Genomic DNA, 23,491 nt, shown 5'->3' with positions numbered 1-23,491 from the left:
CCCCCAGTACTTATTTACGTATCACGTCACAATTTTATCGGTATTTGGAATATAACCTTGGTTCCCTCTCCCGGAGCGGATTGCAGCTCGACACTGCCCTCTAAGAGCTGTACACGCTCACGCATTCCCAAGAGTCCAAAAGAGTTGCCATTCGCCATGCGTTTTTCCAGATCGAATCCGACCCCATCGTCTTTCACGACAAGGCTTAACGAATCTTGTACAAATTCCAGCTTCACTTGTACGGTCGTAGCGCCTGCGTGCTTTTCCACATTGTTCAGACATTCCTGAACCAACCGGAAGATCGCCGCCTTTACCGAACTGCGCAAAGGAGGCTCCACACCGAATACTACCAGATCGATAGAAGACTGAATACGCTCTTCGCATGTTTGAATATATTTTTGCAAGGTAGGTACTAGCCCTAAGTCATCTAATGCCATTGGACGCAAATCAAAAATAATACGCCGAACATCCGCCAAGCTCAAGCGTACCATTTCCTTCAACTCGTGAAGTTCCATTTGCGCTTCCAAAATGCGCTCGTTCTTCAACATGCGCTCTACAATTTCCGAACGCAGCACGACATTCGCCATCGATTGAGCTGGACCGTCGTGAATCTCGCGCGCGACACGCTTGCGCTCTTCTTCTTGAGCCTGGATGACCTTTAGGCCCATCAACTGATGCTGCTTAGCCGATTCCAGCGCCTCACCTATCTTGCTTAAGTCACCTGTCAAGTAGCCAAGCACGACGCCCATTTGAGAAACCAACTTTTCTGCACGGACGATGGTTTCTTCCAAGGTACGCAACTGCCGCTCCAAATCATTTCTTCTGCGCTTCAAATTGTTTTCCCGCTCGCGGTAAATGGACAATTCTACCTGAATACGGCTCGCCTCTTCATACGCAACCCGGATATCCTCCTCCGTGTACATATGAAAATTACGACTGACCAGCACGAGCTTGTTGCGCGATTTGCGATACGCCAGTTCAAGCGCATCGACTTTTTGAATTACTTTGGAAATCTCTTGTCGAAGTTCATGTAAATCAAACTTCAATGAGTTGCCATGCTGTCTGGCGTTTTCAGCTATATCAAATATTTGGGTTTTACTCGTTTCTACGGTTTCAATCGTTCGCTTGATCACCCCGTCCAGCACGCTGATGTCTATCGCTTTGTTCATGATTGCTCTCCTTCAAACTCTTTTTTAGCCTTCGTGAACAACTGTTGGAGGTGCTCTTCTTCTACATCTCGCAGTCCCATGTCATTGCGCGGAATGGCAAACGGATCTGTTCCTTGTTTAACGAATCCACGATTGGATGTAAATACATAGCGATAGCCAGCTTGACGAGCTGTCTCCAGTACGATTGGACTTGTGAAGCCAAACGGCAAGGAGATAACTTCGATCTCTTGCTTCATCCATTCGCTTAAACTGACGCGAGATATACTAAAATCCACATAGAGGCGGTCTCTGTACTCTTTCTCGTCCTCTAAACGATGCAAGTCCTTCAGATAGACCGGAGCTGTTTCTGGGCCAAGATCGCCCCACTCATTTCGTTCTTCCTCTTCATGCAGACTGTACGTATGGGACCCGATCGTAACCAGTCCCGAATGAATCATTTCGTTAACTTGTTGACGCGTAAGTGGTGGCGTCATATTCTCCCGTTTTCGGTCAGCTACATCTCTTAAGCGCCCCGCAATCGCGAAGTTCACTGAAGGGTAGCCGTATGTACGTAAGATCGGAAATGCTTCTTTGTAGTAACTCTCATACCCATCGTCAAACGTAATCAAAACAGCATTCTCAGTCGGTAAGGTACCCGTCTCCATAAATCGCAGGAACTCCTCCAGCGAAATCGGATTCAGGTCGTTATCATGCAAAAATTTCATGTGTCGGGCAAATTGATCAGGAGCTATGACATACCGCTGATTCGATTGATCCGTGACATGATGGTACGTCAAAACCACAACCTGATTGTTATACCACTTTTTCGTTTGAACCGCTGCTTCTTCAATTGGTGTGACGTTTGGCTCAGCATTTTTTGTCTCACTTATGCTTATAGACGTATCCACTTGGGGAAAAGGTTGCACTTCTTGTTTATTCTTTTTTTCCAGAAAAGATTCGCCTAACAACCCAATAGCCACTGCAAAAAACAAAAAAGTTAGAAACACGATCAGGAAGAGCCTTCTGTTCGGCAAAAAAACCCCTCCTCTACTTCCTCACTAGGAGATTCGACACAGTCCTACAAATTCCTGTGCAACAATTGACCCAATAATTGGATGACTTTGCACCTAACATGAAAAAGAGCCCAGTAGCAATACCAGGCTCTTTTTATGTCATTCAGCAATATTACAGTTGAGCAGCCTCTTGCTTCAGAACTTCTGCTTTGTCTGTTTGCTCCCAAGGAACATTCAGGTCATTGCGTCCGAAGTGGCCATATGCAGCTGTTTGTTTGTAGATAGGACGACGCAGGTCGAGTTGCTTGATGATACCAGCAGGACGCAGGTCGAAGTGTTTGCGAACCAATTTCACCAGAGCTTCTTCGGAAATGGTACCTGTACCGAAAGTATCTACTGCGATGGAAACTGGCTGTGCTACACCAATTGCGTAAGCAACTTGTACTTCGCATTTGTCTGCGAGGCCAGCAGCCACAATGTTTTTCGCTACATAACGAGCTGCGTAAGCACCGGAACGGTCAACTTTTGTTGGATCTTTACCGGAGAACGCACCGCCGCCATGACGAGCATAACCGCCGTAAGTATCTACGATGATTTTGCGGCCAGTCAAGCCAGCATCCCCTTGTGGTCCGCCAATTACGAAACGGCCAGTTGGGTTGATGAAGTATTTGGTTTCAGCGTCCAACAGTTCAGCTGGAACAACTGGTTTGATTACGTGTTCAACCAGATCTTGCTTGATTTGCTCCAGAGTTGTTTCAGGAGCATGTTGGGTAGAGATAACGATTGTATCGATGCGAACTGGTTTGTCGCCATCGTACTCAACGGTTACTTGTGTTTTTCCGTCAGGACGGAGGTAAGCAAGTGTTCCGTTTTTACGCACTTCAGTCAGACGACGAGCCAATTGGTGGGACATGCTGATCGGAAGTGGCATCAGCTCAGGTGTTTCATTGCAAGCAAAACCAAACATCAAACCTTGGTCACCAGCACCAATAGCTTCGATCTCAGCGTCAGTCATTTTGCCTTCGCGCGCTTCCAATGCTTGGTCTACACCAAGTGCAATGTCAGCGGACTGCTCGCCAATTGCAGTAATAACACCGCAAGTGTCAGCGTCAAAACCGAATTTCGCACGGTCATAGCCGATTTCACGAATGGTTTCACGAACGAGCTTTTGGATATCCACATAAGTGTTTGTAGTGATTTCACCTGCTACGAGAACCAAACCAGTAGTTACGGAAGTTTCGCAAGCTACGCGAGCGTTAGGATCTTTGGACAGGATCGCATCCAAGATGGAGTCGGAAATTTGGTCACAAATTTTATCCGGATGTCCTTCAGTTACAGATTCGGATGTAAACAGACGACGACCTTTTTGCAAAGCCATGAGAAAATACCTCCTTTGACCTCATACAAATAGTGTGGTAGCCGAGTCAGGATTTTATCTACGTAAACGCAAATAAAAAACCTTTTCCGTTTTTTAGGAGGAAAAGGTTTGAGCGTTTTTTGCTTCCTTCATCCTCTTATCGGCCAGAACAGATGTCCGTTCTGCTGGTTAGCACCGCTCTAGATCGGTTGCCGGGCTTCATAGGGCCAGTCCCTCCGCCTGCTCTGGATAAGAGTATCCATTACGGATAATAGAATAATTGTTTTTTTCAGAGATGTCAATAGGAAAAATTTTACTTATAGTTGATAGGCCTTGGAAAGTACCACTACTACCTCGGCACGAGTTGCCCTTCCATTCGGTTTAAAAGAAGAACCGTACCCATTAACCCAATTTCTTGATGTCAAAGCCTCAATAGCAGGAGAAGCCCAGTGACTCGTTGGCACATCCTGATAATTTGAGGTACCACGGTTATACATCAACACATTACGTGCTCGCGCGATCATTACCGCCATCTCTGCACGCGATATCGGCTGATCCGGCTTCATTTCATTCCTCGGGTACCCTTTCAAAATTCCCAATTGGTAGGCTACACCTAGATTGTGATACGCCCAGTGCCGCTTTGGCATATCCCGGAAGGTCGTTTTTCCGGTATAGGTAGTCGCTACCTTGGAACCGGTCGCACGCATCGATTTAAGCAGCATGGTCGCAAACTCTGCACGGGTCACTGCCTGATTCGGCTTGAACGACGCGTCATTAAATCCATTTACAATATCGCGTGAGCTGAGTCTGACGATCTCTGAGCGCGCCCAGTGGTCCGAAATATCGCGATAGCCGGCTATCAATTTTTGCTGCGTCACCGTGAGTCGGTACGATTCATATTTGAACGAAGTACCGCTATTAAGGCGCACATAATATTTTCCTGGCTGCAGACGCAAACCGATAATATCGTTTCCTCGGTTAGACAGCTCCGCTACCTCATTCGTCGAAGCAATCGCATAGTTCATGTTTCGATCGCTGTAGAGCGCGAAACGAAAGCCGCTATCAACAGGAATGTATGGCGCTCGGAACGTTACATACGATTCACTATTCACAGTAAATTGGAACCAGTCGGAATCAGTAGCTGTCGGTATCGTCCCTGACATCACTGTCCCCCCGCTTAGCGGAGACGCTTTTTGATAGGTGTCATTCGGCTCATTAAAATCTTTTTTTACTGGCGTGTATCCCAGATCCAGCTGATATTCGCCATTCACCGCATTGCGATTGTACTCACTCACACGGATGTAATACTTGCCTGGTGACACTTCTTTTTGAACGCGCTCTGTCGGATTGTCTTTTGTTCCATTATCGTAGTTAGGGTCCCAGACAACCATCTTTTTTCCGACCTCTTGTTTACCGATACTCAGCAATAGATCGACACGCTTGTTATCAGGACTAACGGAGACATCCAAATGCCCGTATTCACGAACATAGTAGGAGAACCAATCCTGATCCCCTTCATCGTGAAAATTGCCTGTTACACTGATTTGGTTGCCTACGAGCGGCCTTGCCGTCTCTTGGGTATCGTTCGGTTCGTTACGGTCCGGATTGATGGTAAACTTACTCGTCAACACGTAAGTAAAAGCGTTGTTGACCCCTCCGTTACGCATTAACCGGATATTCATTTTTCCCGCTTTAACCGGGACCGTTATCGTATCCCCATTCCCGAAGTACTGCGTAATCGGCGGACGATTCTCTGGGTAAAAAGTAGCTGCCATCGCTGAAGAAATACCGGAAGTCACTGACGCTGTGAAGCTGACCTTCCCATCGTAAGGGATGTCCATCTTCAGCCAGTCTATCGTGTCTTTTGGTCCCAAATTTCCACGTATCTGAGACTCGATCGGGAACGCCTTCGCTGAGTACGTCTGATTATTCGGCTCTAAAAAGTCATAGGATAAAGGCGTTCGAACTGCCTTGTCGACATTTAACAACCCGTAGCCCGTTTTCCGGTCCCATCCCTTTTCTCCTAAGTCGGTAGCCGTTTGATAAAGCAATTGTCTTACATCAAATGGACTTAGTTTGGGATGACGAGCTAGTATGAGCGCCGCTGCCCCCGCAACTTGTGGTGCCGCTGCTGAAGTCCCGCTAAAAGAACCGTATTTTCCTCCAAGCTTGGTCGTATAAACATTGAAACCAGGCGCTACCAGGTTAAGCTCAGGTCCCGTATTGCTTTGATACAGCACTTCATTGTTACTCCTTACAGCCCCTACCGCTATCACCGTTGGATAGGCTGCCGGAAAAGCCACTCGGCTACTCTCATTGCCACTAGCTGCAATCAGAACAGCTCCGCTTCTTTCCGCTCGTTGCACAGCATTCGCCAGCTCCTTGGAGTAGGACATACTGCTAAGAGACATCACAATAACTTTGGCGCCACGATCCAAGGCAGTATTAATACCCTTAGCAAGAGTCTGTACCGTAGTATCTCCATTTTTGGCCAAAACTTTAATCGGCAAAATCTTCGCATTCCACAAGACACCAGATACACCAATGCTGTTATTCCCACTGGCAGCTAGTACACCCGTTACTTCTGTTCCATGTCCGTTATCGTCCTGGGCCGATCTCCCGGGATTGACCAGATTCACACCCGGCAGAAGGTTGTCCTTCAAATCAGGATGCTTATAATCTGCACCAGAGTCGAGCACCGCGATGATAATCTGTTCATTACTATTTACGACTGACCAGGCTTGCTGAGCTCTAATCTGATTCAAGTGAAGCTGGTTACTCAAATAGTAGTCATTCGATGCTGGTGGTGCTGCAGCATAAATTGTTTGGTGGTTTGCCATCATTAGCGCGACACTTATCGCAGTCGCTACTGTCATGTTCACTGATTTTTTCATGTAAAACAGTCCTTCCTTCTCTCCCCTGCAAAATCAGCAGTCTAAAAGGAATTCAGGTATTTATCTTCTCGTCCTAGCATAGCGGATGAAAAGGGAGACACGCAACCCTGATTAGCCAATATTTGGAACGTTATAACAGTACAAAACCCTTTTCACCATGGGCAAAAAGGGTTTTCTCCTTACTGTAACAAACCTTTATTGTCTTCCACTTCAGGTGCTACCTGAGCTTTTTCTTTTTTTCTTTGCTGAGCTTTTGGAATAAAAGCAGTCAGTTCCGCCAGATTTACCTCTTCCTTTTTAATGGAGGAGAACGGAATATCAAATGCCCATACACGATGGCTATTTGCTTCTACCTTCATGTTTTCCAAGGTGAAGTGTACACGTGCAACGGTATCGCCATCCTTATCATGAACGATAATCGGCACTTCGGTAAACTCCAGACGTTTTGCCAGACCGTTGCGGAAAGCAACGATGACTTTCAGGCCGTTATCTTCACCTGGCTTGATGTCGAGAACTTGCAAATCTACTTCGCCCTCTACAATCGGAGCCTTCTCTGCTGCCTGCTGCATGTATTGCTTGGACTCATCTGCACTCAGACCCAAATTAAAGTTTTGGTTCTCTTCTACTTCGTGCTTTTTCGGCTTGATATAGGTCAGCTTCAGAGGAACCTCTTTTTCAGGAATACGGTCGAACTCATCCCAGCGGAACATGAATTCCATCGGACGGCTGGACATTTCCATCACTGGACCAGATGTAATCAGATCAAAAGTCTTTCTCGCGACTTCCTCTCCATCCTCCGTCACCAAAGACAACGGAAGCTTTTGCAGCAAAATGCTGCGGTCAGTCGCATTGCGAACGTACGTAAGAACCAAGTAACCATCATTGGTAACCTGTGTGAAGAAAGGAATGATACCTAATTCGTTACGAACAACCGGGGGCATTTCATCATGCGCGTATTGCAAGAGCTCATGCTCCGCTTCGTCCAATTGATCATCCCACGGACCGTTCAGCACCAAAAACAGTTCCTTGGATTCCACACGGTTCGCAGATTGTTGCGGATTCTCCAATCCAGATACACCCAAGTAAAACTCTCTATGAAGATTCTCATGAATATCTTCGCGTACTTGTTCCAGGCTCTCCTTGGAACCAAACCAATTTTCCAATAACCAACTCATAAGTCAACCTCCTCTTTCCCACACCTCAAAAGTATTGCGCTCTATTCTACCTCAAGCGTCCATCTTTTCAGGTCGGCATCAGGCTTTTTCACTAAATTTGGCGGGAATACAATCATCCACGGACGGCTGTGGCCCGGCTTCACATTAATGCTGCTTGCGTCCAGTACACCTGTTGCTACCAGATCACCATTTGCATCAGCAATTGTCAGCTTGATTTCATCTGGACGGTATTCGTGGGCCATCCCATTGCGGAAGAGCATCGCTGCTACCAAATGTCCTTCCTTTGTCATACCGATGTCAAAACCAGTAACCTGTACCGTATCAATCGGAATCACTGGCAAAGACTGCGTCAACGCCTCCAGACGATCCTTTTGGCGATCCGTCATGCGCTTTTCCATTTCGGGATCGAGCTCCAGATTACGAGGCCATACATGCGAATTTCTCCCCGCCTTCATAACCACTTTCCAGCGTTTAAAGGTGAAGTTTTCATGCAGATAGCTCTCTTCCGGGAACAATACCTCCCACGGACGGCTGGTATGAGGCGGAATTGCGCCCATATCTGACAAATCCACCTTGATCCTTGCAAACGCCTTGTCATCAAGATAAATCGCTAACCCAACGTTTTTAATCCGCACTGGCTTATTCGTGGAGTTACGGAAGAACATCGCTACCGTCATGCCGTTTGGCTGGGGAATCATACTGAATCCCGTTACGCTAATCATGCCTTTACGCATCTCTGGCAATTCTTCTTGCAAAAAGCGAAGCGTATACTTTTTCTCGGAATCCAGCTCGCTCTCCCAAATCGGGCTCAGAGACAATTCCGTACGGATTTTTTCTACCCCACCTACAGACTCTTCCTGTTGCTCGTTGCTCTCCATTTCGACCTCGGTGTTTTTCAATTCAGCAACATCGATGGCAGACTCTTCTTGAATATCTTTTTTCAGATCCTGTTGATCCTTACCTAATAAATTCTTCATAAAGGAAAACATAGACTACCTCCTCACACGTCCGGACACGAACGAAGCTCTCTTATCATGATAAACTTTTTTGACTGGCCCATGCAAATTTGCTCTCTTGCATTAGGCTCCTTGGGGAACGCTCACTTTCCAACGGGACAAGTCAAGCTCTTCCTTTTGAATGCTCTCAGGCGGGAAAATAAACAGCCATGGCTTGCTCGTATTGGCATTCACAGTCAGGCTTCCTAGTTCAAACAGACCCTCTGCCACTTTATCTCCGCTTGCATCATACAGCGCCAGCGGCAACGTTTCGAAGGACAGTGACTGTGTAGAGCCATTGCGAATCAAAAGCATCGCATTCAGAGCACCATTTTCGGTTCTACGAATCTGCACACTCTGTATATTTACTTCTCCCTCTTTTAGAGCGGGGAGGTTCTTCGCCAATTCAATTAAGGACGTTTTTTGTTCATCAGTCAGCGCCTTAATCCAGGATTCCTCCAACTCCAGCTGCTGTGGAAGGACCATCTTCTTCTGCGCCATTTCAAAAGCGATTTTCCAATTCATCAAAAGAACATCTACCTGTAAAAAATGTTCTCTATCAAATACAAACACCCATGGCCTTGCAGAGCACGGCGGAATTTCACCAAGCTCGCTTAAATCAAAGGATTGGCGTGTAAACAGCTCCTGATCACCAAACAGTACCACCAGTGTCATTTCATTCAGGCGAATCGGTCTGTCCGTACTGTTCCGGACAAATGCCGTCACTTCAATCCCGTCTTCATGTGGAACAAGCGCAGTTCCGGCCAAAGAAATATTCCCAGACTGTAGCGGTTCCAGCTCCAGAGCCATGAAAGAGAGCGAATATTTTTCTTGCTCACTAAGCTGGCTCTCCCAAGATTCATGCAGAGAGAGTGTTGTTGTGACGCCAGTTGATTCAACCTGTACCTGTTGTTCTTCCTGATGTGACTGTTCGGTATCAGCAGCGGAAAGAATCGATTCCTCCTGAACCTGCTCTCGCACCTCGTTGGTTGTTGGTTTATTCCCCATTAAATTTTTCAAGAAGGATAACATATCGTCGCTCCCAACTTTTCTCTACATCTATATATAGTTACATTCGTCATCCACTATAGCATAGTGACATCCTTTTGCAACATAGAAAACTTGGCATTCCAAGCAGAAAACAAACGGCTTTTGTAACCTTTTCATTGCCTAATTCGTACTGTTAGTTATGTTAGGATACCCGTACGCAACAGGGGATGTCAAGGAATGGAAGGATGGGCGGTGGGACAAAAACGGAGAGCCTGGTTTGCTCGCAGCCTCTAGGAGCGTTTCTTAGTCCGTATATACCGTGCCAACACCTTTGAGCGCTCACCGTGTCTTCGTTGCATATCTAATGAAGAAAAAATTTTTATGCTATCGAGATGTCAGAGATTTTGTGTATAACATTTCCATAATCAGTTAAAGTTTACAACGTTGTTTATTATTGATAAAATGTAAGGGTCTAAACAAATAACTTGGGGAATTTCTTTTTGGCCAACTGTCTTGTGCAGTTGGTTCTTTTTTATGTGAATACAGGAAAGAGCCTATCACGAACGCGACAGGCTCTTTCTTATAAGTAAGCTAATTTCCGAGATCTATTCTTCCTGACTCTTCCGCCTGCAAATTCTTGGATGGTTTATTGCCCCCACCCCATACCTTTTTGTATATGTATTTTTCGTACCAACAAAAACAAAAAGCTTATCCTACCCAAGGATAAGCTTTTACTACTAGTTTAGAGGACCATTCGTTAATAGAATGGTCCTTTTTATTTTTACCAGTTTTATTTTGCTATTTTTTCAAAACATCAACTTCCAAAGGCAAAGCTATACTTCCATATTGTGGGGATTTCCATTACTTAGCAATCAGCTACATCTATATTCCTTTTTTCTACAAATGATGGGTAACATGGACACTATGAAAATATTGGTAGGACGTGATTTGCTGGAATTGGTGAACAATTATAAAATATTGTAAGGGTTAGTGCTATTAACGGTACAACTGTTGAAGTTAAATTCAACAAAGAAGTTGATGCTGCATCTTTGTTTGCTGATGACAAGAGCGGTGCATTCGATGCTAACGTTGTAGCTATTAAAACAATTGATAACGTTGATGCTGGTAACTTGTCCGGTAAATTGAGCGAAGACGGCAAAACTTTGACTGTAACTACAGAAAAAGCAGTTTCCAAGCGTTACAACGTAGTTATCGATGGCATAAAAGCTAAAGATGGCTCTGCTTTCGCTAAATACGATGAAGTTGTAACATTCGCTGCTGACACTACTGCTCCAGCTATCGTTTCCACTGTAAAAGATTCCGCTAGCACTTTCACTGTTACATTCTCTGAGCCACTTAAACAAATCGGTACTGTAACATACAAATATGCTGACGGTACTCCAGTTACAGCTGGTGTTTCCAACAATCATGTCGCTGGCGCTGATAAAGTGACTTTCACTATGACTTCTGATATCGCAGCTGGTAAAACAGTAGTTGCGACAATCATTGGTGCACAAGACACTGCGGGCAACCTGCTCACTCCGAACCCTGCAACTGTAACTATGGTTAAAGGCGCTTTGGACGGAGTAGCTCCAACAGTTTCTGCAATCACACAAACAGGAGCAACTACTTTCACTGTTAAGTTCTCCGAGCAACTTGCTACAAACCCAACAATCTCCATCGAGGGAACAGACGTTGATGCAGCTAACGTGGTTAAAGACGCAACAGATGCTACTCTCTACACTGTAACTGCTCCAGCTGTACTTGATGGTGCTAAAACAGTCACTGTAAAAAAATTCAATGACCTCAGCGGTGAAGTTGGTGCAGACACTAGCAAAGTTGTAGTGTTCACAAAAGATGCAGCAGCTCCAAAAGTTGCTTCTTCTAATGTAGTGGTTGATGCTACTGATAGCAAGCAATATCTTGAACTGACATTTGATAAAGATGTTAAAGTTGCTACTGGTAAAGTAAATGGTACTGGTACTTTCGTAAAAGACCATATCACGAACACAATCACTGCAACTGAAACAGATGTTAAACAAGATGCAACTAACAAGAAAGTAGTTCGCGTAAACCTCGATGCTCTCTTGGGTGACGTAGCTACTGATGTTGAGGGTGCTACATACAACCTCGACCTGAAATTCACTGGTGTAACTAGCGCTGCAGATGTAGCTGTAGAAGATGCTAAAGCGACATTTACCCGCGGTAAAGATGGTGTGCCAGCTAGTGATGCAGTTGTGAAAGTAACTGCTGTTGAGCCAGGTACTGATAACAACAAAGTAAAAGTTACTTTTGACCAAGCAGTAGACGGAGCTTCTGCTACGAATGCAGCTAACTACAAAATTGACGGCGCTGTTGTTGAATCTGTAACATTGTTGCCAGCAGTAACTGCAAATGGAGCAACTACTCAAGTAGCTGTACTGAACCTGAAAGCTGGTTCTAACGAATTCACTGGTACTCGCAACATCAACATCTCTGATGTAAAAGCTCTTGGTTCTACTAAAGTGATGGAGCCATTCCACATTAACACAGTCGAACTGAAAGAGAACGTTGCTCCAGTTGTAACTTCTGCTAAGTTGACTGGAACAAAAGAAATCACTTTGACCTTCTCTGAAGCTGTTGTGGGTGGAGCAGAAGTTGATTTCGAAGTATTGATTGAAGGTAAATCTCAAGCTACAGCTGAGAACGTAGATGCTGCTGTTGATGCAACTGCAACAAATACTGCTAAAGTAACAATTGCAGAAGTTGATGCAGACAAAATCAAAAAAGGTATCTCTCTGAAGGCATTGACTTCGATCGATCTGAAAGATGCTGCAGGAAACACTTTGTCCGTTCCAGCTAACATCGTTGTTACTCAGTAATCGAAACATTACTTCATAAGCTCTATCAAAAGAGCAAGGGAAGTTGAAAAAGCACCCCATACGCAGAAATGTGTACGGGGTCTTTTTTTGACCGTTATAAAAATATTTGTAATCCGTTGCAAATGCTGGAAGGGACTATTGCAGTCATGTGCTAGCCCCTTTCATTTTGATTGCATGTGGCTGAAAAGTGATAATATTTTCAATGACAAAACACTTTGTTTTATTGTATTTAAAAATCCAAAAAACGGTTATACTTAAAGTATTACCCTTACCTTACAGGTACTCTTTTTACTTGAGTACACTGGCATTTATGGTGGTGTTTTGAGACAAATGGTCTTAACTCAAGCGATAGATATTTTCTTGCAATACTTGTCTTCGATTGGCCGGAGTGAACAAACGATTACGGGATATAAAAAGGATTTGTCATACTTCACCCGTTTTCTGGAAAGCAAATACAACTGCGAACCATATATCGATGAAGTATTGGTAACGGATATTGAAGATTTTCTTCTATATCTTAAAACAGAACGTGCCTATGCACCTGCCAGCAGACAACGAAACCTTCATACTTTCCGTTCATTCTTTGCTTATGCTCTGAAAAAGGAATGGGTCCCCCGGAATATTGCATTGTCAGTTGAGAAAATAAAGGTACAGCAAAAAGAAAGAACATATTTGGAAGAAGCAGAGGTAGACGAGTTGGTTAGTGAGATTGATCACCCACTCATTAGACTTGTCGTCATGGTTCTATACATGACTGGTATGCGAATTTCGGAGTGTCTAAACCTGAAAGTCGATGAAGTGAAATGGGATCAACAAGTAATTCATGTAGTGGCGGGTAAGGGGAACAAGGATCGGTTTATTCCCATCTCCCCTCGTTTGCTACCGATGTTGAAAGAATATGTAGTCCATCATCGACCTGACTCTGATTCTAATCGTTTTTTTTGTACAAAAAAAACGGGTAAACTTTCTCCGGTTTACGTTAATCGCGAAATTACAGAAGCTGTCAAGCGATTAGGCTGGAGCAAGAAAGTGACGGCGCATATCCTCCGCCACAGCTTTGCAAGCCAACTAGTCAAAAAGGATGTTAATCTGGTACAAATACAAAAACTTCTAGGACATTCATCTTTGAACGTAACCAGTGTTTATACACACACCAATCTAGATCAGCTGAGAGATGCGATCAACCATTTGTAAGTGAGTGTATAAAATATCCAAACACTTTAAAAGAGAGATATATAGGAGTGTAGAGAGTGGATATACGGACAGAGAAAAAACCAATCTATGACGAACGAGTCAATGAGATATTACGAGGCATGGTTGAGGGAAAAACAAGAGATGAGATAGCGCAGGAACTAGGACATAAGAATTACAAGACGTTAGATATTTACATGCGTCGTAAGAACTTTATGTGGGATCGTTATAAACAAGCCTATGTACCTATACATACAAGTACAGAGAAGTGGGATCCAAGCAAGGATTTAATGAAGTCCTCAATGGAGTCGACGATTCTCTCGCTCTTTCAGAAAGAAGGAGCAGATGCGAAGACGATTGCCAAACGTATGGGCTTTCAGGATCATCGGGAACTGGCAACATATATGAGGGCAAAAGGATACAAGTGGTGTTCTGATACGAAGAACTATGTGAAGGAATATGGGAAACTGACCGATAAGGAAATGGTCCACAAGGAAGCAGAATCGGATATCCCGCTAGAAGAACTTGAGGAGCCTTTTGTAGCGTCTAGATCTGCTCTTACGTCTTCGAACCAGATGGATCAGTATCTTTCCCTACTTGAGCTTTTGGAGCGTAACAGGGGCCGTCTAATCGATCTGATCGTTCCTGGCTCGGAATCAGGTAAAGTTCCTCGATATGCCGTACCTGGAGTCTTTGTTACGAAATCCGTTCATATGACAAATACACTCGATCAAATGGTTCGCGAATACAGTAAGGAAAAAAATATTAGTCAGAGAGATATATTCGCTGTTGCATTGATTGAGTTTTTCAAGCGATATGGGTATGAGAGAGAAATTAGTACGTTGATTGGGAAAGTGTAAGTCAAATCGCCTTCTAATCCCTGTGATTTGCTACGGGATAGGAAGGCTTTTTATTTTTATATCATAATGGCATAGCGTATTGCTGCGGGAGAGGCATTGGACCTAAAGTACTCAGGGGAGTTGGGCACTCATTTCGCTTACCTTGTTAACGAAAGAAAAAGCCTGCCTCTGTGAGGCAGACTCTTGTGAAGCCATAAGAATTTAAACGCTTCTGATTGAACACTAATTACTGGTAACTGTAATTGTGATATTTTGGTCTGTTACTGTTTTCGTAGACGTAAATGTTACTTTCGCGCCAGAAACCGTGATATTCTGACGGAATATCCCTTTTCCATTGTCGAGTGCTTGAAAAGCAGATGCAATTTTGTCTGCAATTTCAGCAGATGTTTCTGTACCTTGAAGGATAACAGTCGCCGTCTCATTCAAATGATTTCCATCTGTAAAGTTAACACTCAAATCCTTCGAGCCAGAACCAGCATCAGAAATTTCAAGTTCATTCACCTCAGCTACTCCGCCTGTACCAGCAACTCCCTTTCTCCATTCTGAACCTACTCCAGTGACACCCGTCGCGTCTAGATCTTCTAACGTGATGGTAATGTCTTTGTCTGCCTCTTGTGTTGGTTCGTTAATATAAATAGTCATACCACTTCCTGTAATATTATAATCCGCTTTTAATTCTTGATAAATCGCATCATATAGCTGGAAAAAGATCGTTGAAGCACTGTCATTCATGTTCACCGACTGAATAATGTCTTTTCGAATCTGACCATCATCAAATACTACCTGAATCCTTCCGTCTTTACTTGCACCTGTTAAAATTTCCAACTGATTCGTCTCTTCTCTACCACCGGTTGGTGCCATACCTTTTACTACTTCCTTCGCATTCCAGACAATCTTGCTATTCTCGTCTTATCCCGTTTGAAATTTGGGGTTATAACGAGCCTACACCGTACAGGCGACTTTCATCGCATACGGCGTTCCATCAGCGAAGAAGGGAATGTTACGTCTTACAATGGGCATCTTCATCCTATCAAATGCTTCTCACAAAATTCTCACAAACGTAATCATCTTAAGGAGCTATACTGGCAGCCGCTCTTAAAGCAGGATAAAACGCAAAAAAGGACTGCAGAAATGATCTCTCTGCAATCCTTTTTGGAAATCGTTCATTTGTAGACTTGAGAAACTACAACGCCCATTGTAAGTTCTCGTATCCTTCCTATCCGCTGACTGGGTTCCTTCGCTCCGGCCAGTTTTCTCCTCCCCGCCTGTGTTACCACTACGGGTACAAACGGCAAGCCATCCACACTACTACGAACCCGCCGCCATCTTATCAGCCTCACTGGTGCTAACCCACCTCTTCTGATAAGACTTCAAACGTTCCACCTTGTCTATCCCTTGTTTTGCTGACCTTAGGTCCCCACTATACAATCCGAGAAAAACAGGTTTAACAGCCTGAATTGTTCCTGTTTCGTCTGCACGATCTCGCGTGCATCGACTGTTGTTAAACCCCTAGCGCTTAACTACCTAACAACAGCTATCTCGTATTGGGTCACCATGGATTCGTCCCCTGACCATAGTCAACTTTTAAGGAGCCCCGCCTTGCATCTCAACAAGTACGACTTCACCTGACTTCACGGGAAGCAGTTGGTATAGGACTGCTTTTCGTGCAGGAGGATTAGGGACATGAGTCATAGGCTGTTCTCACGGATTGGAATTGCACCAATCTATTTGACAAGATAGTTAGAGAAAACCCCTAGACCGCTATGAAAGTTGTCTAGGGGTCGTTCTCCACTTCTTTCACTCAGGTAATGAGTTTATGAAGTAACGTTTCGTTAATTTTGTTAAGGAGTTACCAAACCTTCAAAAGTAGTTACTGCATTTGCAAGGTCTGCTTTTGCTTGATCGAGATCTGCTTTTGTGGATGCAGCATTGTCGTGTACACCTTTAGCGGTGTTGATTGCTGTTTGGAAGTTAGCTTTTGCTGGCGCTGGATATTCACCAGAAGCGTTTCCTTCTGCTGCTGCATCATGTTTCGCTTGAGCAGCCACGACTGCATCGTTCAAAGCTGTTTTAGCAGCTTCCAATGCTTTTGCATCGTCAAAAGCTTTACGAGCGTCAGTTACTGTTTTTTCTGCAGCAGTTACTTTGCCTTCAAGAGCTGTTTTTTCAGCCCCTGCAGCAACCTTAGCAACTTTCGCTTTAGCGTCAGACAAAGCGTTTTCTGCAGTAGTCAGGTTTGCTTCTACTTTCAGATCTGCTGCTGCCGCTGTTTCCAGAGCTGCTACAGCATCTTGTGCTGCTTTCAAATTAGATGCATTGTCAGCATCAAATTTTGCACGAGCATCTGCAACTTTTTTCTTAGCCAGAGTTACTTTTGCTGCAAGGACATCTTTATCTGTGCCAGCTACTACTTTAGCAACTGCAGCTTCTGCAGCTTTTACAGCTTCTTCAGCTTTAGTCAGATTAGCCTCTACAGTCAGATCAGCGCCTGCTGCTGCTTCCAGAGCTGCTACAGCATCTTGTGCTGCTTTAAGATTAGCTGCTGCATCTCCTTCGGATTTCTTCAGATCAGCAATTTTCTTCTCTGCTGCTTCCAAGGTAGCATAGTTGACTACCAATTTTTTAGCGTCATCAGACAGAGCGTTGTAAGCATCACGTGCAGCTTTTACTTTTGCTTCGTCATCCAGAGTAATGGTTGCTGGCAATGCTTTGATCAGATCATTAACAACCTTAGCATCTACAGCAGGATTTACTGCATCTACCGGTTTGAAGCTGATTTGGTATTCGCCAGTAAGCTTCGTACCTTTTGTAGATTTCAGGCTCTTATTTACGGTAATTACGTTGTTATTACCAGTTTTAGAGAGTGTGCCATCTGGCAATGTAATTGTCACGATGTCCACACCTGGCAATGTGTCGGAATCACTAACCGAAATACTTACACCCTTAGGAAGGTCTTCCCCATCCAATGTATAGATTCCAGGGTTAGTAGCATTATTGGTTGTACCAGTGTATTCCACATCGGCAGTATAATCGAGGACGATTACATCTTCCTTATCGCCGTTGAGATAAGCCTTAACTCCATCATACAATTTACCATCTGCAAACTGACCTTTAAGCATAAATACTTCGCCTGCTTGTTGGTCAGGATCAAGCGTGAAGTTATGAGTCAGAGAGCTAGCTGTGTTACCCACATCGTCGGAGATGGAACGTACAACGAGTGTCCAGTTTTTATCTCCACCAGCATTCACATAATCTTGAGGTGTTTTTTCACCTTTAGTCGTGTCAATGTCTGGGAATACCTCAAAGTTAGTATCAGCACCGTTTTTATTCGTGTAGTTTCCTACTTTACCTTTGATTGTAACAGTAGTACCGTCCTTATCTTTACCGATGAACTCAATGATAGGTGTTGGTACATGTTGTCCTTGAAGTTGAGATGGAGTTTCTCCAGCATTATCCGCAGTTCCAGGAAGTTTAACTGGCTCGTTCATCTTCACTTCGAAGAGATCTTTTTTAATCTGTGTAAATCCACTGATTACTGGGCTCGTTGTATCTGGTGTGCTCAGCTTGGAACCGCTTAGGCTAAGTGGCAATACAATTTCAGCGTTCTTCAAACCGTTTGCAGGGTTTGTAATAGAGTCTTTGGAAATCACCAAACGGAATTGATAGTTGTAATAGTTCAGACGAGTAGAATTTGTATCAAAAATCTTAGTCCAGTCATCCTTCAACTCAACAACGTACTCATTATCAATTGCGTGGGATACTTCCAATGGTACTTTAAGTGAGTCGTTAGCATCTTGCCACTCGTTCACACCATTTGTACCTTTGGTGAGAATCTCGAGTCTCAGACTTCTCTTACCTGCAGCATCTCTAGTTTCAAGAAGTGAGTTATCAAAACCTTCTACAAGTTTATTGAAAGTAACACGGAATTGCTCAGCAGATTCGGTTGTCACTTCTGCAGATGGTAGAGAAACATCACCAGGTACTGTAAAGTCAAGGGTTTGAGTTGTAGAGATGTTCTTGTCATCAGACTCACCTGCAAAGTCCTTAATACTTGCAAGTTGTACGGAGTGAGTTCCAGCAGTCAAATAGTTCTTAGGAACGATTGTTATAGTGTCACGGGTATCTTCCAAAGTAGCAGGATTAAATTCTCCGTAAGAGAACGTGTGATCCAACAAACCAGCGTCCAATTGGACCTTAGCACTGCGGATAGGTTCAGAGAATTTAACAACTACTTTTTTCAATCCTTCTGCAACTGCAGATGTAGCCTCTGGTTTACGAGGATCTGTCAAGATAAAGCTCTTCGTTACGTTTTGAGCGTTTGCCTGATTGAGTTCTACAGACACAACTTTGTTATCTTCTAAGAAAGTAAATTGACCTGGAGCTGTTTCTTCGTTGGCAAGAACTACCTCAAGAGCTCTTGGATTGCTTGTTGGTTTCAAGCCAAGAATTTTCTTGAAGGTCTTCCCTTCATCTTGAGTGATCTTGAACTCTGTATTTTCTTTAAAAAGAGCTGTACCGTCTGCCTTAACCTTAAACTTCTTAGTAACTTCATCGTACTGTACAAAATCGTTCACAGTAACGTCTTTGTCGAAAGTTACAGTGATACGATCTGCCTGGTTAGATTCAGCGCCTGTCAAAACAGGTTTCACTGGATTTGTACCTGGATCGAGTTTCAGTTTAAAGTGAACATTTTTAGTACCAACAACTTTACCAATCAGATCCTTGTAATCGCCAGATGCCTCAATGATTTGAACATCAATTTTAGATACCAAATCGTGTTTGCTAAATTCAGAAGTCAAGACTACAGAAGCTACACCGTCTTGTACGACCACACGTTTATTACCAAAGTTACCATACGTAGATTCGAAGGAAAGGACAACGTTGTCAGCGTTTACGTCAACTTGACCAGTTGCTTTATCCTTCAATTTTGCAGTGATAACCATGTTGTCTGCACCATCAGCCAAGATAGCATCGTTAGGTGCATCTGTAGTCAACTCAAGGTTGTACACTTCTGTTACTGCAGGCATCTTGAAGTTCTTGCCTTCCAGAGTAACTGGTTTTCCTTCAACAAGAATGTTTGCTGCTACCACTGTATATTCTGTTTCGTAGTTCAGGCCACTCACAGTCAGTGTTACAGATTTCTTGTCTTCGCTAAGGGTTGCTGCATTAACGACAGCACCAGCGATAGAGAAGTTTTCTTTCGCTACCGAGTCAACTGCTTTGTTAAAGTTGACTTTAAGCGTTGTTTTGGAAATAGCACTTACAGATTCAACTTTCAGTTCACCTGTAGGAACTGGATCAACTTTAGATTTTGCATCTTCTGTACCGGAAGTAGTACCGTTGAGAGTTACTACATCGTACAGGTCAATGAAATCTTCTTTTACCAGTTTTTCTTCATAAGCTTTTGCGCGACCTTCATCAAGAATCTCTTGAAGGAAAGCACCGCGGCCTTGGTTGTCAACTTGCACAATCGCGTTTGGACCAGCAAGGCGAACATTTTCCAAGTAAGATTTTCTTGCTTCTTTTGTCATGTTCAATACTACATCAGTAGAATAGTATTTTTTTACGTTTCCACCCATGTAAATTCCCGCTTTAGGTGCTGCAAAAGCGGAAGAAGCCATGCTAGCTACTACTGCAGTCGAGAGAACTGAAAGGACTACTTTTTTATTCACGTACTACCCCTCCGTAAGTTTGATAGGAAGTTCTATTTTTATAGGGCATTTAGAACATAGAGGGGATAGCCCCCTCTATGTTCCCATTACTATATTTCTTTGATAAAAGTGTTACTCTTAAGCTTCTTCGAATTTAACAGAAGCTGTATCGGTTTCACCTTTAGCGTTAGTAACTTTGATTTCGCCTTTAGTTACTTTAGCATCGTCTTGAGCATAGTATTGAACTTTCCAACCGTTACCTTCTTCGATCATGTCGTAAGTAGATTTGTCTACTTTTTTGCCTTCGATGTAGAGAGCGAAGTCTTTAACATCGGAACGAGTAACGTCTTTGTTCAGTTCAACAACTACTTGATACAGACCAGCGCTGCTTACTGCTTTACCAGTGAAGCTGGATGGAATAGCATCCCATTTGTCTGGATTTGGTGTTTCAGTTGGCTCTTGCTTCAAGAATGCTTCTGCTTCATCTTCCAGGTCTTCTTTACGAACTGTCTTCTCGTCGGAAACGATCAGAACGAAGTCGTATTTAGTACCGGAGATGTCACCGCTGTCGATCATTACAACGTAGTCGCCTTCGTTAACGCCATCTGCTTCACCGAGGTCATCGAACAGATCGAAGTAAACTGTAGCAGATTTGATGCTAGCTTTCTTCTTGTTGCCGTCAGCATCTTTGTAAGTGATGGTGTCTTTGCTTACATCATCAACCAAACCAACAGTCAATTTGTCGATGTTTGCATCGCTCAGGCCTTTTTCGTCAGTTACTTCTGCGAGCATGCCTTTAGCGTTTTTGTTAACTACTTCAACTACATCGTCAACGATAACTTCGTCGTTGGAATCAACTGTGAATGCGATGAAGTCGTTACGACGGATGTCGTCATCTTTCAGATCGTCTTGATCGCCATCCAGTTTGTATTCTTTCTCAACGATTTTGTTGCTATCTTTCTCTTTAACCCATACTTTGATGGTGTCTTTACCGCCAGCGCGACCGAAGTCGATAACTTGACCGTAGATAGCATCACCAGACAAACCGTCACCTTCAACAACGAAGATTGCTTCTACTTCGTCTTTGTCGTTTACAGTGTAGATTACGGACAGGTCGTTTTCATCAGCAACGTCTTTGAATTTCGCAGTTTTAGCGTTTTTCAGTTCAGCACGTTTGCCGTTTGTTTCCAACTCACCAGTCATGTTGAAGACAGCTGTTTTGTCAGTAACTTCGTAGTCGCCAACCATATCGTCGTCTTCATCTGCGAGGTCATCCCAAGCTTTGCCGGATTCTTCTTCAACCTTAACAGGTTTCAAGAATTCAACTTTGTCTGGTTTGCCATCTGCATCAAGAGTTACTTCTACGAGCAGAGTGTCTTTGTCTTTGCTAGGTACCAGAATGTTTTCCAGATCCCACTCGGACTTGCCATCTCTGGAGAAGTTTTTGCCATCGAAGTCATAGATGTCTTTAGCTTCGAGGGAAACAGTTACTTTTTTACCTTTTTGAGTCAACACAGTGAAATCCCAAGTGTCTTTGCTTGTGTTGAAAGTAGCTGCACGAGTGATGATTGCTTTTTGTTTGCGATCGTCGATAGCATCCTTAGTTTCGATGTGACGAACACGACCAGAAGCATCCAGGTACAGTTTTACTGTTTCGTCGTCCAAGCTGTCAACCAGATCCCAGTGGTCTTTGTCGATGTCTTGAACATCTTTGTTACCGTCATCGGAGAAAGTAGCACCTTCGTAAACGCGGTATGTTTTGTCGCCGATAGTCAGGCGGTAGTCGTTGTTGTTACGGCTAACAACTTTGTCTACTTTACCTTCTACTACTGTGTCAGTAGCGAATACCAGCAATTTGTCTTCGTCGCCATCAGCGTAGTATACGCTGTAAACCATGCCTTCTTTCAGATCGCTGAATTTAGCTGGTTTACCGTTGAGGAATACCAAGAAGTCTTTACCTTCTTCTTTGTCTTCCAGGTCGTTGAACTTGTCGTTATCACGGTTCGTGATTTTCTTTTTATCAGCATCGATTTTGGAGATAACTTCGGAACCGTATTTAACGCCTTCGTCTTCTTTGTTCATGGATTGGTCGTCAATAACGTGGATGTAAGCAATCTCGTTATTGTTGTCCAGAACAACTTTTGCACCGAAAGTGAATCCGCCATCAGCGTTGTCCTTGATGATTTCTTTCAAACCATCAACTGGATCGTTGAAGCGAGTGAAGTTGTAAGTTACTTTAGTGTTTTTGTTGAAGCGGTAGCTTTTTTCGCTAGCGTCCAGCTCCAATTTCAGATCAGCCAGATCAGAGTTGCTCAGATCTTTTGGATCTTCCAGAAGTTTGCCTTTCAGCGTGAACTCGCCAACGCGGTCCATGATAACTTCTTGGTCTGTGGAACCTTCCATCCAAACGATTACGTCTTCACGGTCGTCTTTGATCCACACTTGTACGTGTTGACCATCGAAATCGTTAGCGTTGATACCGTCAGCTACTTTGTAAGTAGTGTTGCCGATACCAGCGTCTTTACCGTTCAAAGTAACTTCGTTAGCTTTGATTTTGCCCAGACCGATAGCTGGTACGTTAGTTACCAATGGCAGGTCTTCGCTGTCGTTGCCAGCTTCTTGAGCCCATTCCATGTCACGAACAGTAACTTTCAGGTATTTAGTCAGGAGAGTTTCTTTCGTGATTTCATGACGAATGTCAGTACCGAATTCAACTTGCTCCATCAGGTCTACGCGAAGAGCGTTGTCGAGCATTTTGAAGATGTCGCCACGAGTTGCTGCATTGTTAGGAGAAGTGATGCTTCTAGCAATGTTCAGCTCGGAAGCTTTGGAGATCATGCTGTTAGGCCATACACCCTTAACGGATGGCTCATAACCCAGTGCACGAACGATCATAGTTACAGCTTCAGCATAAGTAACTTGGTTTTGTGGTTTGAAAGATTTGTCCGGGAAACCTTTTACGATTTCTTCGCCGGAAGCTACGTTTACGAAACCAGCAAACCAATCAGTAGATTTTACATCTGTGTAAGTATTGCTGAATTGTGCCAATTTCGCACCTTGCTCCAGTCCGCGAGCGCGAACAACCAGAGTAGCGAACTCTGCACGAGTGATAGTTTTGTCTACACCGTATTCGCCGTTGCCATAACCTGCTACCAGGCCAAGAGCTTCCAGACGTTTTACGGTTTTTTCCATATCAGCATCCATTTTAGGAGCTGTAGTTGCTGCTTCTTCTGCTGCGAAAGCCATTGGAGCAACAGTAAGTGCGAGTGCACTAGCCAATACACTGTTAACGACCTTTTTCATAACCTTGTGTTCTCCTCCTCTAGTATAAACAAATTGTTCTTGGGGAATATTTG

At 43.9% G+C, this 23,491-nt stretch carries 13 protein-coding genes and 1 riboswitch; of the genes, 3 read left to right on the top strand and 10 right to left on the bottom strand.

Annotated features, from left to right (window positions below):
* Nucleotides 1-26: 26 nt before the first annotated feature.
* The 7 genes from M3630_RS15455 to M3630_RS15425 all read right to left on the bottom strand — a co-directional run bounded on the left by M3630_RS15455 (nucleotide 27) and on the right by M3630_RS15425 (nucleotide 9,614).
* Complete coding sequence (locus tag M3630_RS15455) at nucleotides 27-1,169, bottom strand: sensor histidine kinase (RefSeq protein WP_047069765.1); 1,143 nt, start codon at nucleotides 1,167-1,169, stop codon at nucleotides 27-29.
* Nucleotides 1,166-2,182, bottom strand: coding sequence for a polysaccharide deacetylase family protein (locus M3630_RS15450; RefSeq protein WP_173612176.1), 1,017 nt, complete (start codon nucleotides 2,180-2,182; stop codon nucleotides 1,166-1,168). The genes M3630_RS15455 and M3630_RS15450 overlap by 4 nt, the downstream gene beginning before the upstream one ends.
* Before the next feature lie 151 nt (nucleotides 2,183-2,333).
* Nucleotides 2,334-3,539, bottom strand: a complete 1,206-nt coding sequence (metK, locus tag M3630_RS15445) for a methionine adenosyltransferase (protein WP_015893578.1) — start codon at nucleotides 3,537-3,539, stop codon at nucleotides 2,334-2,336.
* 133 nt (nucleotides 3,540-3,672) lie between these two features.
* A riboswitch (SAM riboswitch) is annotated at nucleotides 3,673-3,774 on the bottom strand.
* A 61-nt stretch (nucleotides 3,775-3,835) separates the two neighbouring features.
* Nucleotides 3,836-6,412, bottom strand: a complete 2,577-nt coding sequence (locus tag M3630_RS15440; protein WP_251252651.1) for a S8 family peptidase — start codon at nucleotides 6,410-6,412, stop codon at nucleotides 3,836-3,838.
* A gap of 179 nt (nucleotides 6,413-6,591) precedes the next feature.
* Complete coding sequence (locus M3630_RS15435; protein WP_173612174.1) at nucleotides 6,592-7,587, bottom strand: SLAP domain-containing protein; 996 nt, start codon at nucleotides 7,585-7,587, stop codon at nucleotides 6,592-6,594.
* 41 nt (nucleotides 7,588-7,628) lie between these two features.
* Nucleotides 7,629-8,576, bottom strand: a complete 948-nt coding sequence (locus tag M3630_RS15430) for an SLAP domain-containing protein (RefSeq protein WP_251252650.1) — start codon at nucleotides 8,574-8,576, stop codon at nucleotides 7,629-7,631.
* 90 nt (nucleotides 8,577-8,666) lie between these two features.
* A complete protein-coding gene (locus tag M3630_RS15425) occupies nucleotides 8,667-9,614 on the bottom strand; it encodes an accessory Sec system S-layer assembly protein (RefSeq protein WP_251252649.1) in 948 nt (315 codons plus the stop codon).
* Between the two features lie 1,007 nt (nucleotides 9,615-10,621).
* Here M3630_RS15425 and M3630_RS15420 point away from each other — a divergent pair.
* The 3 genes from M3630_RS15420 (at nucleotide 10,622) to M3630_RS15410 (ending at nucleotide 14,484) form a co-directional block, all read left to right on the top strand.
* Complete coding sequence (locus M3630_RS15420) at nucleotides 10,622-12,433, top strand: Ig-like domain-containing domain (RefSeq protein WP_251252648.1); 1,812 nt, start codon at nucleotides 10,622-10,624, stop codon at nucleotides 12,431-12,433.
* Between the two features lie 330 nt (nucleotides 12,434-12,763).
* Nucleotides 12,764-13,627, top strand: a complete 864-nt coding sequence (locus M3630_RS15415; protein WP_251252704.1) for a tyrosine-type recombinase/integrase — start codon at nucleotides 12,764-12,766, stop codon at nucleotides 13,625-13,627.
* A 56-nt stretch (nucleotides 13,628-13,683) separates the two neighbouring features.
* Nucleotides 13,684-14,484: a hypothetical protein gene (locus M3630_RS15410; RefSeq protein ID WP_251252647.1), complete on the top strand. Its 801-nt coding sequence runs from the start codon at nucleotides 13,684-13,686 to the stop codon at nucleotides 14,482-14,484.
* Between the two features lie 222 nt (nucleotides 14,485-14,706).
* Here the strand turns inward: M3630_RS15410 and M3630_RS15405 are convergent, their stop codons facing one another.
* The 3 genes from M3630_RS15405 to M3630_RS15395 form a co-directional block, all read right to left on the bottom strand.
* Nucleotides 14,707-15,345 (bottom strand): hypothetical protein, encoded by a 639-nt coding sequence (locus M3630_RS15405; protein WP_251252646.1) that lies wholly within the window; start codon nucleotides 15,343-15,345, stop codon nucleotides 14,707-14,709.
* A 980-nt stretch (nucleotides 15,346-16,325) separates the two neighbouring features.
* Nucleotides 16,326-20,156: a sugar-binding domain protein gene (locus tag M3630_RS15400; RefSeq protein WP_251252645.1), complete on the bottom strand. Its 3,831-nt coding sequence runs from the start codon at nucleotides 20,154-20,156 to the stop codon at nucleotides 16,326-16,328.
* Between the two features lie 117 nt (nucleotides 20,157-20,273).
* Entirely contained in the window at nucleotides 20,274-23,438 is a 3,165-nt protein-coding gene (locus tag M3630_RS15395; protein WP_251252703.1) for an S-layer homology domain-containing protein, read from the bottom strand.
* Nucleotides 23,439-23,491: the final 53 nt, after the last annotated feature.

It is taken from the genome of Brevibacillus sp. MER 51 (assembly GCF_023714195.1).
Lineage (GTDB): Bacteria > Bacillota > Bacilli > Brevibacillales > Brevibacillaceae > Brevibacillus.
The sequence above is the reverse complement of the archived record's forward strand: the minus strand, read 5'-3'. Positions and strand labels throughout refer to the sequence as shown.

Bases quoted from the DNA above. Each gene is read 5' to 3' on its own strand.
- M3630_RS15440 (WP_251252651.1), bottom strand. From the start codon at position 6,412: ATGAAAAAATCAGTGAACATGACAGTAGCGACTGCGATAAGTGTCGCG.
- M3630_RS15430 (WP_251252650.1), bottom strand. From the start codon at position 8,576: ATGTTTTCCTTTATGAAGAATTTATTAGGTAAGGATCAACAGGATCTG.
- M3630_RS15435 (WP_173612174.1), bottom strand. From the start codon at position 7,587: ATGAGTTGGTTATTGGAAAATTGGTTTGGTTCCAAGGAGAGCCTGGAA.
- M3630_RS15405 (WP_251252646.1), bottom strand. From the start codon at position 15,345: ATGGCACCAACCGGTGGTAGAGAAGAGACGAATCAGTTGGAAATTTTA.
- M3630_RS15395 (WP_251252703.1), bottom strand. From the start codon at position 23,438: ATGAAAAAGGTCGTTAACAGTGTATTGGCTAGTGCACTCGCACTTACT.
- M3630_RS15455 (WP_047069765.1), bottom strand. From the start codon at position 1,169: ATGAACAAAGCGATAGACATCAGCGTGCTGGACGGGGTGATCAAGCGA.
- M3630_RS15425 (WP_251252649.1), bottom strand. From the start codon at position 9,614: ATGTTATCCTTCTTGAAAAATTTAATGGGGAATAAACCAACAACCAAC.
- metK (WP_015893578.1), bottom strand. From the start codon at position 3,539: ATGGCTTTGCAAAAAGGTCGTCGTCTGTTTACATCCGAATCTGTAACT.
- M3630_RS15415 (WP_251252704.1), top strand. From the start codon at position 12,764: ATGGTCTTAACTCAAGCGATAGATATTTTCTTGCAATACTTGTCTTCG.